Origin of the sequence: Thioalkalivibrio sp., from assembly GCF_007692535.1 — a bacterium.
In the GTDB taxonomy this organism is placed as follows: Bacteria; Pseudomonadota; Gammaproteobacteria; order Ectothiorhodospirales; family Ectothiorhodospiraceae; genus Thioalkalivibrio.
In genome coordinates this window covers 1-11710 of record NZ_REBW01000079.1, presented here as the reverse complement: position 1 = coordinate 11710, position 11710 = coordinate 1, and the positions used below count along the sequence as shown (strand labels likewise).

Here is an 11710-nt window from a genome sequence, read left to right as displayed (position 1 = left end):
GGCCATGAAAGTTAGCAACAGCATTCGTCAACCCCCCTGTCCTACCACAGCCAAAGACAGCCTTCGGGCACGAACGAACACCTCCCGGATGACCAGCGGCTCGACTGGAGTTGTTTTTATAACCCACGCAAACCCCAACGATCGGAGCGCTGGTGGGGGTGCGCGGGGGCCGGACCGTCGGCGGCCATGGATGGCCGCCGTCGAGCGCCCACGGACGGCTTGAGCGTGTCCGGCCCCCGCGCACCCCCACCAGCGCAACCCACAACGCCAAAAGCCGAACCCACTACCAACTACCCACTACCCACCCACCCGGATCACCAACAAAGCCTGCCCGGGCATCACCGAAGCCCCTTCCCGGCACAGCACCCGGACCACGGTGCCTGCGGCGCGAGCGGTCACAGGGATCTCCATCTTCATCGATTCCAGCACCAGCAGCGTCTGCCCGGCCTGCACCAAGTCTCCCTCGCTCACCTCCAGCGCCCACAGGCTGCCGGCCACGTGGCCGGCGACCGCCTGCTCGCCTTCGGCCAGTTCGAGGCCATCGGAACCCGCAGCGGGTGCGTCGGGCTCAGCCACGTAATCCGCCTGCCCGGCCTCGACCCAGCGCTGACGCTCCGCCTCGAAGGCGGAACGCTGGCGGTGTTGAAAGATCTCGATGCTCTCCCGGTTTTCGCTCAGGAAGCGGTTGTACCCGGCGAGCGAGAAACGCGTCTCCTCGATTTCCAGACGCAACCCGCCGCGCGGGAACGCCTCGCGCATCTCGAGAAGCTCGGGCTCGGAAACCTCGTAAAAACGGATCTGGTCGAAGAAGCGCAGCAGCCAGGGCTGTTCGAATTCCGGGGTCTTCTTGTAGCGGTTCCAGATCGGCAGCGTGCGCCCGACGAACTGGTAGCCGCCGGGCCCTTCCATCCCGTAGATGCACATGTAGGCGCCGCCGATGCCGACCGCGTTCTCCGGGGTCCAGGTACGCGCGGGGTTGTACTTGGTCGTGACCAGTCGGTGGCGGGGGTCCACCGGCGTCGCCACCGGCGCGGACAGGTACACGTCGCCCAGACCCATCACCAGGTAGGAAGCCTCAAACACGATGCGCTTGACCTCCTCCTCGCTGTCCAGTCCGTTGATGCGCCGGATGAACTCGATGTTGCGCGGGCACCAGGGCGCGTCGGGGCGCACCGACTGCATGTACTTGCGCGTCGCGAGTTGGGTCTGGCTGTCGTCCCAGGCCAGCGGCAGGTGGACGATGCGCGAGGGCATCTCCGCCTCGGACAGGTCCAGCAGTTCCGTCTCGGCCTGCTCCAGCAGTTCCAGCAGACGCTCCACCGGGAGTTGCCGGGGCTCGTAGTGGAGCTGCAGGCTGCGCACGCCGGGGGTCATTTCCCGGATGCCCGGGATCCGCTGCTCGGTCAGCCAGTCAAGCAGCGCCTGAACCCGGAAACGCAGCGCGAGGTCCAGCACCATCGGACCGTACTCGACCAGCAGGTAGCGGTCGCCGGCGGGGCGGTAGGTCACCCCGACCGGGTGCGCTACGGGCGCCAGGATTCGGCCGCCGCCCCCGGGGACGTTCCGGCTGGCGCTCAGGGTCGCCCGCGCCTCCGGCGGCAGGGGCGCGTCCAGGCCATCGCCTCCACGACCGTCCTGCAGCCCTCCGCCTACCGGGAGCTCGCGCAGCACCGGGCTGGTGGCCGCGATCTCAACCGGCGTCACGGGTATGACGCCGGCCTCCGACAGCCCGGCGAGGTTTTCCACCGCCGTGTCCACCTCCTCCGCGAGCCGGCGCGCCGTGGCCAGATCCACCGCCTCGAAGCGCAGGGTGTCACCGGGCCGCAGTTGCCCTAGCTTCCAGAGATCGGCCTCGATCACCGTCGCCGGGCAGACGAAACCGCCCAGGCTGGGGCCATCCGGGCCCAGGATCACCGGCATGTCGCCGGTGAAGTCGACGGTGCCGATCGCGTAGGCATTGTCGTGGATGTTCGAGGGATGCAGGCCGGCCTCGCCACCGTCGGCCCGGGCCCACTGCGGGCGCGGACCGATCAGGCGCACACCGGTGCGGCTGGAGTTGTAGTGCACTTCCCAGTCGGTGGCGAAGAAGGTCTCGATGTCCTGCCGGGTGAAAAAGTCCGGGGCGCCGTGCGGCCCATAGACGGTCCGCAGCCGCCATTCATGGCGGTATTCCGGAATCGCCTCGGGCGCGAGGACGCCGGTGCCGGGGGCAGGCTCACCGGCCAGGTGCAGCACGTCGCCCGGGCGGAGCACCCGTCCCCCGTGGCCGCCGATGCGCCCCAGCGTGAAGGTCGCGCGGCTGCCCATCACCGCCGGCGCGTCGAGTCCACCACGCAGCAGCAGGTAGCTGCGCACCCCGGCGCCACGGATATTCCCCAGTTCCAGCACCTGTCCACGGCGGACCGGCAGCGCCGTCCAGTACGCGACGGGCTCGCCGTCCAGGTGTGCCGACATCCGTGCGCCGGTCAGCGCGATCACGGCATCGCTGTTGAAACGCAGCGTCGGGCCGGTGACGGTCAACTCCAGCCCGGCGGCACCCTCGGGGTTGCCGAGCAGCCGGTTGCCCAGCCGGAACGCGAGGCTGTCCATCGGGCCCGACGGCGGCACGCCGATGTCCCAATGGCCGACACGGCCCGGCCAGTCCTGCAGCATGGTCTGGGTGCCAGGATCGAGCACGTCGATGCTCTCGGCGCGGTATTCGAGACCCCCCAGCGTGCGCGTCGTCTGTTCCCCGCTGCGAAACACCGGGTCGGTGGCAATCTGCCGCAGGTAGCGCAGGTTGGTCTCCAGCCCCTGCAGGTCGGTGGCCGCCAATGCCGCCTGCAGGCTGGCGCAGGCGGCATCGCGGTCGTCTGCGTGCACAATCAGCTTGGCGATCATCGGGTCGTAGAAGGCCGAGATCTCGCTGCCGCGCTCGACCCAGGTATCGATGCGGGCATTCGCCGGAAACCGGGCCTCGGTCAACAGGCCGGCGGAGGGCTGAAAGTGCTTGCCGGGGTCCTCGGCATAGATCCGCGCCTGGATTGCGTGGCCCCGCGCGGGCCCCGGACGCAGCGTCTCCAGGGGGGGCAGCTCGCCGGCCGCCGCGCGCAGCATCCACTCGACGAGATCGACGCCGGTGACCTCTTCCGTCACACCGTGCTCCACCTGCAGCCGCGTATTCACCTCGAGAAAGTAGAAAGCACCGGTATCCGCGTCGTACAGGTATTCGACGGTGCCGGCGCTGCGGTAGCACACACCGCGTCCCAGGGCCTCCGCATCGGCGAGCAAACGGGTGCGAACGGCCTCGCGCAGGTTGGGCGCAGGCGCTTCCTCGACCACCTTCTGGTTGCGCCGCTGCAGCGAACAGTCGCGCTCGCCCAGCGCGATCACTCCGCCCTGGCCGTCGCCGAAGATCTGCACCTCGATGTGCCGGGCGTGCTCGACGTATTTCTCCAGGAAAACGCCGGTGTTCGCGAAGTTGTTCTTCGCTAGCCGCTGCACCGAATCCCAGGCCTCGCGCAGACCGGCCTCGTCGCGGCACAACTGCATGCCGATGCCGCCACCCCCGGCGGTACTCTTCAGCATCAGCGGGAAACCGATCCGTCGGGCCTGCGCCAGCGCCTGATCCGGGTTCTCCAGCAACTCGGTGCCGGGCAGCATCGGCAAACCGGCGGCCTGGGCCAGGGCGCGGGCGCGGTGCTTCAACCCGAAGTCGCGGATCTGGTCCGGCGTCGGCCCGGCGAAGGCGATTCCGGCCGCCTCGCAGGCCTCGGCGAAGCCCGCATTCTCGGACAGGAACCCGTACCCGGGGTGAACCGCCCCGGCACCCGTCTCGCGGGCGACCCGGAGGATGCGTTCGGCGTCGAGGTAGGACTGCGCGGGCGCCGCCGGGCCGATCAGCACCGCCTCGTCGGCTTCGCGCACGTGCAGCGAGTGCCGGTCCGCCTCCGAATACACGGCCACCGCCCCGACGCCCATGCGCTTCAGCGTACGGATGATGCGGCAGGCGATGGCGCCGCGGTTCGCGATCAATACCTTGTCGAACATCTTGATGCTGCTCCCATCGGGACCTCAGGTCCCAGGGTCCGCGGGCCGTCCCGCGGTGAACAAGTGCCGCCGGGGCCGTCCCCGGCGCATCGACCTCCAAACCAAAACTCGGGGAGGGTTAGCGTGAAAGTCACGGCCATGGCCCCGCCCCCCTGTGGGGGCGAGCCTTGCACGCGAACGCGCCGCAGGCACGCCCGGGGCTGGCGGCCAACCGAGCCCGATTTCGCGAGCGAGGCTCGCTCCCACAGGGGGGCCATGACCGTCGGGACGAGGGTCAGTGCTCCGTCGGATCCCAGATGATCATTTCCACCGGCGTGGGGTTGTAGGCGTTGCAGGGGTTGTTCAGCTGCGGGCAGTTCGAGACCAGGACCAGCACGTCCATCTCGGCGCGCATCTCCACGTACTTGCCGGCATCGGAGATGCCGTCCTCGAAGGTCAGGCCGCCTTCGGGGGTCAGCGGTACGTTCATGAAGAAATTGATGTTGCTGGCAAGGTCGCGCTTGCCCAGGCCGTAGTCGCTCTCACTCAGCGCGCGCAGGAAGCTGTCGCGGCAGGAGTGCATCGGCTTCTTCTCGAGGCCGTAGCGCACCTGGTTCGACTCCGCCGCGCAGGCACCTCCGAGCGTGTCGTGGCGCCCGCAGGTGTCGGCGGTGATGGTCAGCATCACGTTGCCCTCGTTCGACATCAGCTTCGTGCCGGTGGTGAGGTAGACGTTCCCCTGCGCCTGCAGGGTGTCGATCGCGCTGTAGCGCTCCACCGTGGGCCGCTCCAGGCTGTAGAACAGGGTATCCACGGCCTGGTTGCCCTCGAGGTCCAGGATGCGCAGGGTCTGACCCCTGCGCAGTTCCTTCAGCCAGGGCTCGCCGGCCGGTACCACCTCGCGGCACGCGGCCTTGGCGGGGTCCAGCGGGCTCTCCATCAGATGGATTCCAGTCATCTCCTCACCCCTGGCAGTTATGGATCGCGGTGTTCGCGAAGGCGCGTGCGTTCTCCGGGCGGAAATTCACGCAGTAGTCGTCGGCCGTTACCGGTGGCGTGCGGTAGATGCTGAGCTCCAGCGGACCGGGATCGTAGACCGGCGCCGGATCCATCGGGTGCGGCGCGGTGTTCAGCACCACCAGTGTGTCCATCTCGGCGCGCAGGTCCACATGGTCGCCCGGCCGGCTGTTTTCGGGATCGAAGTGCAGCACGCCGTCCGCGCCCGCGTAGACCTTGCTGAAAAAGTTCAGGTTGGCGACCAGATCGCGCTTGCCCAGGCCCCACTTGGCCAGTTCGATCAGGAACAGTTCGCGGCCGCTGCGGTAGAAGTCGTTGCGGTACTGCTGGTAGCGGTGCTCGCCGTACTTGCGCACGATGTCGGCGTCGCGGGTGATTCCGCCGATGGCGTCGTGCCATCCCGCGGTGTCCTCTACGATGGAGAGCATCACCCGGCCCATGTCGGAATACAGCATGTTGCCGCGGGTCAGCCTCGACGTGTGCTGGCCCTTCAGCGTATCGGCCATGTTGTAGCGCTCGAGCAGGTTCTGCGGGTTGTACAGCAGCATCGAGACATTCGCCCTGCCCTCGCGGTCGATCAGGCGCAGCGTGAAGCCGCGCCGGATCACCATCGACCAGTAGCGGCCGCCGGGAACGCGGTCTTGGTGCACCGCCGCTTCCGGGAGCGTATCCGGATCGTTCATCGTCAGTTCTCCTCAGTTGCCAGCGGCAGACCCGTCTGGTCGCGGATCTCGGCCAGGATTTCGGGTTCGGTCCGGCCCACGGGGATGTCGTAGGTGATGTTGGCGCCGTAGGCGTTGGGTGCCTGCGGATCATGGCGGACCTTGTCGAAGACCAGGAGCCTTGTGCCCAGGTAGAAGCCCTCTTTCAGGTCGTGGGTGACCATGAAGATGGTCAGCCCGCGGCGCTTCCAGAGATCCAGGATCAGCGCGTGCATGTCCTTGCGGATCCCCGGATCCAGCGCGCCGAAGGGTTCGTCCAGCAGCAGGATCCGGGGATCCTTCATCAAGGCCTGCGCGATCGCGAGACGCTGCTGCATCCCGCCCGAGAGCTCGTGCGGGTATTTCTTCAGGGCCTGCTGCAGACCGACCGCCTCGAGCATGGCGACGGCCTTGTCGCGGGCCGTTCTCCGTGCCGCGCCGAACAGGTGCCCGGTCAGGCGGGCGCGGCCGAATTCCTCGGCCACCAGGACGTTGTTCAGCGCATTCAGGTGCGGGAACACCGAGTACTTCTGAAATACCACGCCACGGTCGGGACCCGGCTCAGCGGGCATCGGCCGGCCGTCCATCAGCAGTTCGCCCCGGGTGGGGGTCTCCTCGCCAAGGAGCATGCGCAGGAAGGTGGTCTTGCCGCAGCCGGACGCCCCGACGACGGTCACGAACTCACCCGACTTCACGTGCAGGTTCACCCGTTCCAGCACGACGTCGCGGCCGTAGGTCTTCCAGATGTTCTTCAGCGTGACCGCGGACATCAGCCCCTCCGGCCCCCGTACCAGGGGAACAGCATGCGATTCGCGAACCGCAGCGCGACGTCGAGGAGAAAGGCGAGCAGCGTGATCCAGACCACGTAGGGCAGGATGGTGGCCATGTCCATGAAACGCCGGACCAGGAAGATGCGGTAGCCGAGCCCCTCGGTCGCAGCGATGGCCTCGGAGGCGATCAGGAACAGCCATGCAGCCCCCAGTGCGAGCCGGGTCGCGTCGAGCAGGCGCGGGACGACCTGGGGCAGCACGACGCGCAGGATGATCAGCCAGGTCGACGCACCCAGAGTCTGGGCCTTGATCAGTTGCTCGGTCGGCAGTTCCTCGACCCGCTGCTTCACGTCGCGGATGATGAAAGGCGCGATCCCGAACACGATCAGCACCACCTTGGCGAGTTCGCCGACACCGAAGGTGATGAACAGGATGGGCAGCACCGCCAGCGGCGGGATCATGGCCACCGCGGTGATCAACGGGGACAGGGTCCGGCCGGCATAGGGAATGAGCCCGGCGAGAATGCCGACCAGCAGCCCCATCGCCATGCTGATGACCACGCCCAGACCCAGGCGGGTCAGGCTTGCTGCGGTATCCACCCAAAGCACCAGTTCACCGGTGCGCCGGCTGGGTTCGGTGGCAAGCCGCCAGAAGGTGTCGAACAGGGTGCCCAGCGACGGCAGCAGCGGGTCATTCGGATTCTCCGCGAGCCGCGCCGCCGACGCCGCCATGTAGGCGAGCAGCAGCAGCACAAACGGCAGCAGCCCGAGCAGGTATCCGACCGCTCGCCGCGGACGCTGGTTGATGAAGCGTTTCATAGGGGCAGCGGCGATGCCAAACCCACCCGTGCAGGGCGAAAGAGCGCAGCGCCATCCGCCGACGGACGTCTGCCGAAAGCTGCAGGCGCTGGCTGGGTCGTTTCCATACGGGAAGTGTCGGCGGCTGGGAGTTTCAGCGGATCAGAGTTCGCCGTCCGCGGCCATCTGCATGTACTCCGCGGTGAAGCGGAACTGCACATTGTCCGGACTACCCAGAATGGATCCGTCAGCGAATTCGATGCCGACAAAGTCCGGATTGGGCGCGCGCTCGCCGAGCAGTCCGTGTTCGAACGCAAACTGGCGCACCTTCTCCATCGTCTCGATCGGCTCCTCGCCGGTTACGAACGCCACCGCGTCGGAAGCGTCGTAGAACATGCGCGTGGAGGCCAGTTGCGCCTCGTAGCCCTCGAGGTCGGTGCCGCCGGCCTCTCCCATCGCGGCGCGCGCCTCACGCGCGGCCTCGTCGTCGCCACGCATGACGTCCATGATCTCGTACCAGGCACCGGTCAGCGCCTTGCCCAGGGCGGGGTTGGCCTCCAGCACCGCCGTGTTGACCACCAGCAGGTCCATGATCTCGCCGGGGATCTGGCTGGAATCGAAAACCACGTGGGCATCGTCACGGCCGCGGATCTCGCCGAGCTGGGGGTTCCAGGTGACCACCGCCTCGACGTCGCGTGAGCCGAAGGCGCCGACGATGTCGGCATCCGAGGTGTTCACGACACGGATGTCGCGCTCGGTCATGCCCACCGAGTCGAGCGCCCGGGCCAGCAGATAGTGCGACACGGAGAGTTCGACCAGGTGCACGTTCCGCCCGCGTACGTCCTCCAGCTGGTCGGTACCCTTCAGGATCAGGCCGTCATTGCCGTCGGAGAAGTCGCCGACGATCAGCGCGGTGGTATCCACGCCGCCGGCGGCCGGGATCGTCAGGGCGTCCATGTTGGTGACGGTCACGCCATCGAAGGAACCGGCGGTGTACAGGTTGATCGACTCGATGTAGTCGTTGATCTGCACGACCTCGATGTCGATCCCGTACTTCTCGGCCCATTTGTCGACGATGCCCGAGTCGGCGCCAAAGCCCCAGGGCATCCAGCCCACGTAGATGCTCCAGGCGATGCGGAAGCTGTCCTTCTGCTGGGCCTGGGCGGTGCCGGTGGCTCCGATTGCGGCGAGCAGAAAGCCGAGCATCAGGAGCCGAAGCGGAAGGCGGCGGAAAGCGAAGTGGAACGGGTTCATGAGGAGATCCTCTTGTGGTTACCGGTGTCAGACCAGGGCACGGGAGCGCGACGAACGACCGCGAATCTCCCGGGCTTTTGTCCCGCCGTGTAACCCTCTCCGTTGAACCCCGGGAAGGTCGGCAACTCTCGGACCAGTCGTCCGCCTGCGCGGACCGGAACCCTAGTCACCCATTGGTGCTGCCTTTTTTCGGTGTGGAGACGAAGCCAGCGAAGTTGGCCGCATCTCCCGTGCCTACCCTGATGCATAGCAAGTCTCCTGCCAGAACCTGGGATGTCGCGATTTCAGCGACTTGGGTATGTCAGGCAGCGACGACTCAGGCTGCGAGGTGCACGATGCACGATCCTGGTGCGCGCGACCGCATCACAACGGTGCGACAGTGGACGGCCGAATGAACGTTGCCCGTGAAAGGCGGTCCCTTCATGGAGGCATGGCCAGCCAGGCGGCGAGTTCCCTGCCGGGACGGTTCCGCTTCACCCGCGTGCAACCGGCAGATGCAGGGATACGAGAGGAACATGGACTCATGAGCAACGTGATCGCGATGCCCCGCCTGGTAATCCGCCCGGGCACAGATGCCGACCGAGATGCCGTCGTGGCGATGGTTTCCGAGATATGGCGCGAGACCTATGCGGGGCACCTGTCGCCCGGGTCGATCGCCAGACCGGACGCCGGACACATTCCGGATCTCGTTGGAAATCCGGCGGAACAGGGGTGGGTCGCCACCCTCGGGGAGCGCCTGGTCGGCTATGGCAGCGTCACGGCCAACTGTGTCGACCAGATCTGGATACCCGCGGGAATGCGCCGGCGCGGCATCGGCTCGGCGCTGCTGGCCCGGGCCATCGAGGGGATCCGCGAGCGCGGTTTCGACTTCGCGCAGGCGGGATGCGAGGATTTCAATCGGCCGGCGAGGCAGTTCCTGGAGGCGAAGGGCTGGCGCCTGATCGACACGCAACCACAGGCTCTGGGTGGCGGCCGAAGCTGCAACGCGCTGGTCTTTTCGAGGCCGCTGACCTGATTCAGTCGCGTTGCACGACGGCAGGGAACGACGGCGACGTCGAGGCCACCGGCACAACCGTTCGGGTCAGGAAATTTTCCAGTCCTGGAGAACCGGGATGCGGCCCCGCGCAACCTCGCCCTGCAACAATTTCGGATCGGGCGCCCGCGTCTCGAGGAAGGCCTTGAAGGCCTCGAAGTCCCGCGTATCCATGGACTCGAACTCGATCCCGCAGCCCCGTTCGTTCTCGTACACGACCCAGCCGTCCACGGTAATGGCGAACACGTCCTCGCCCCCGGCGAAGAGCGTCAGAACGCAGCTCCGATCCGAAATCCCGCTGGGAACATGCTCCACGAAAGCTCCCTGGAGACTGACATCACAGGTCTCCGCATCGACGTACTCGCCGTCGTGAAGATCCAGTTGTCCTGACAACCGGACTGGGAAACGCATGTTCTTTCGTTGTTCCATGGTTCCTCTAGCGACCCGTGGACTCGTGTCCCCGTTGGCGACACCACGCCGAATGTCAAGGCGAGAAGTCCTGATATCCCTAAGAACGAGGATAGGCGCAAGAAGTTGCAGTTGCCACAAAATTCGCACCATTCGTGCAGGCTCTTCGACCGATTGGGGCCAAAAACGCCGAGAACCCAGCGTTTGCCCTAGAGGTCCAACCGGCCCTGCCCCGGGCTGAGGCGGCGAACGAGTCGCCGGCGCCGCCGCTGCGCCTCGGGACCTTCCTCCAATCGGCTTGCGTACACCAGGGCTTGGGACCAGTCGCGGCGCACGTGCTCGTGGTACTTGGCCAGCCGCTCCATCGCCTCGGCGCAGCCAGCGCGGGCCAACCGTTCCCAGATCGCGGCAGCCTCGGTCCAGCGCCCCGCGCGGCGCAGCGCCCAGGCGAGCTCAAGCTCACCCCGCGTGTCGAGACGGTCGCGGGAACCGGCCAGGACGGACAAGCCCTGCTCCCGATCGCCGTTGCGGTTCCAGGTCTCGGCGGCCGCGACGGGATCCGCAGCGAACGCCGCCGGATCACGCAGGACCCGGGTCAGCGCCGGCCCCAGCACCAGCAGGCTGAGCACGTCCAGGGCGTTGTGGCGAAGCACCCGCTCCAGATCATCGGCGGGCGCGCCGGCCAGGTAGTCACGCCAGGCGCGCGGCGCCTCCGAACCCGGCAGGTCGTCCTCGCGGGTCAGACCAAGGAGTCGGCGCTCGGCGGTCCCCAGCCGGCAGTCGGGCCAGGCATTGCGGAAGAGCCGGCGCGTTGGGTGCAGCAGATCGAGGTGCGGCGGCTCGGGTAACGCCGGCCCGCGCTGCAGGCGGCGGCGATCACGCAGCAGCGGCAGATCGAAGCTCTTGCCGTTGTAACTGAGCATCAGATCGACCCCGGCCAGGACCTCCGCGACTGCGGCGAGCATCGCGGCCTCTCCGGCGAAGCCCGTCAGCAGCCATTGCCGTACGCGGACGTGTTCCGGCTCCGGCTGGGCAATGCCGATCATGAACGCCGTGGTACCGGTGCCGCCGGACAGCCCCGTGGTCTCGGTATCGATACCGGCGACCGCTCCCTGGCTCGCGGCCAGCGGCCACATGGTCTGAAGCGAGTCGGCCAGACGCACACGACCATGCCACGTCTCCAGCGGCAGGAGACTCTCCACCAGGATCAGGTGCCGCGCAACCACCTCCCCGCCCAGACGCCGCGCAAGCCCGGCAGTCCGTTCGGCGGCACCGCCGGCGCGCTGCCGGTTCGAAGCCAGCACCGGCGCCTCCGGGCGCCGGGGCGACGCCGTTCCGGCGCCACGGCCTCCGGAGCGATGCTCGGCCGACTCAACCGCACGACCGCCCAGTCGTTCCAGCCGTGACCGGAGGGCATCGGGCATCGGCTGCGCCGGAGGCATGGTCGCATCGGGTTGTGGAAGCCCGCCCGCACCCTCGGCATCCCTGGACCCCTGGCGAAGGGCGGGCGCCGGACCCGGGCTGGCCCCGGCCTGGCGCTGCAACTCCTCAAGCCGGCTTTTCAGGTTCATTGGACTGGAACTGTGCCAGCACGGTCAGCGCCGCGGTCTTCGGTGAGAAGCCGCGTTCCTCGTCGGAGGCCAGGATTGGCCCGACGCAGGCCGGGCAGCCGTGGCGGCATTCACATTCACGGATCAACCGGGCCGCGCCCGCGGTCACCTG

At 67.6% G+C, this 11710-nt stretch carries 9 protein-coding genes and 1 riboswitch; of the genes, 1 reads left to right on the top strand and 8 read right to left on the bottom strand.

Features of this window, described 5'->3' with window-relative positions:
• Nucleotides 1-297: 297 nt before the first annotated feature.
• The 6 genes from EA346_RS03095 to EA346_RS03070 all read right to left on the bottom strand — a co-directional run bounded on the left by EA346_RS03095 (nt 298) and on the right by EA346_RS03070 (nt 8547).
• Nucleotides 298-4029 carry a 5-oxoprolinase/urea amidolyase family protein gene (locus tag EA346_RS03095; protein ID WP_296755525.1) on the bottom strand — a complete coding sequence of 1244 codons (3732 nt, stop codon included), beginning with the start codon at nt 4027-4029 and terminating at the stop codon, nt 298-300.
• A gap of 274 nt (nt 4030-4303) precedes the next feature.
• Entirely contained in the window at nt 4304-4966 is a 663-nt protein-coding gene (locus EA346_RS03090; protein WP_296755523.1) for an urea amidolyase associated protein UAAP2, read from the bottom strand.
• A gap of 4 nt (nt 4967-4970) precedes the next feature.
• Entirely contained in the window at nt 4971-5708 is a 738-nt protein-coding gene (locus EA346_RS03085; protein WP_296755521.1) for an urea amidolyase associated protein UAAP1, read from the bottom strand.
• 2 nt (nt 5709-5710) lie between these two features.
• Entirely contained in the window at nt 5711-6496 is a 786-nt protein-coding gene (locus tag EA346_RS03080) for an ABC transporter ATP-binding protein (protein WP_296755517.1), read from the bottom strand.
• On the bottom strand, nt 6496-7314 hold the full coding sequence (locus tag EA346_RS03075; RefSeq protein WP_296755514.1) for an ABC transporter permease: 819 nt from the start codon (nt 7312-7314) through the stop codon (nt 6496-6498). Before EA346_RS03075 ends, EA346_RS03080 begins: the two co-directional genes overlap by 1 nt.
• 141 nt (nt 7315-7455) lie before the next feature.
• Nucleotides 7456-8547: a putative urea ABC transporter substrate-binding protein gene (locus EA346_RS03070; protein ID WP_296755511.1), complete on the bottom strand. Its 1092-nt coding sequence runs from the start codon at nt 8545-8547 to the stop codon at nt 7456-7458.
• 64 nt (nt 8548-8611) lie between these two features.
• A riboswitch (guanidine-I (ykkC/yxkD leader) is annotated at nt 8612-8724 on the bottom strand.
• Nucleotides 8725-9070: 346 nt separating this feature from the next.
• On the opposite strand from EA346_RS03070, the gene EA346_RS03065 reads away from it, so the two are divergent.
• Nucleotides 9071-9562 carry a GNAT family N-acetyltransferase gene (locus tag EA346_RS03065; RefSeq protein WP_296755509.1) on the top strand — a complete coding sequence of 164 codons (492 nt, stop codon included), beginning with the start codon at nt 9071-9073 and terminating at the stop codon, nt 9560-9562.
• Nucleotides 9563-9628: 66 nt separating this feature from the next.
• On the opposite strand, the gene EA346_RS03060 is transcribed toward EA346_RS03065, so the two are convergent.
• The gene (locus EA346_RS03060; RefSeq protein ID WP_296755506.1) at nt 9629-10009 is read right to left on the bottom strand and encodes a PilZ domain-containing protein; all 381 of its coding nucleotides are present in this window, start codon (nt 10007-10009) and stop codon (nt 9629-9631) included.
• A gap of 188 nt (nt 10010-10197) precedes the next feature.
• Entirely contained in the window at nt 10198-11559 is a 1362-nt protein-coding gene (locus EA346_RS03055) for a ribonuclease H-like domain-containing protein (RefSeq protein ID WP_296755502.1), read from the bottom strand.
• Nucleotides 11560-11710: the final 151 nt, after the last annotated feature.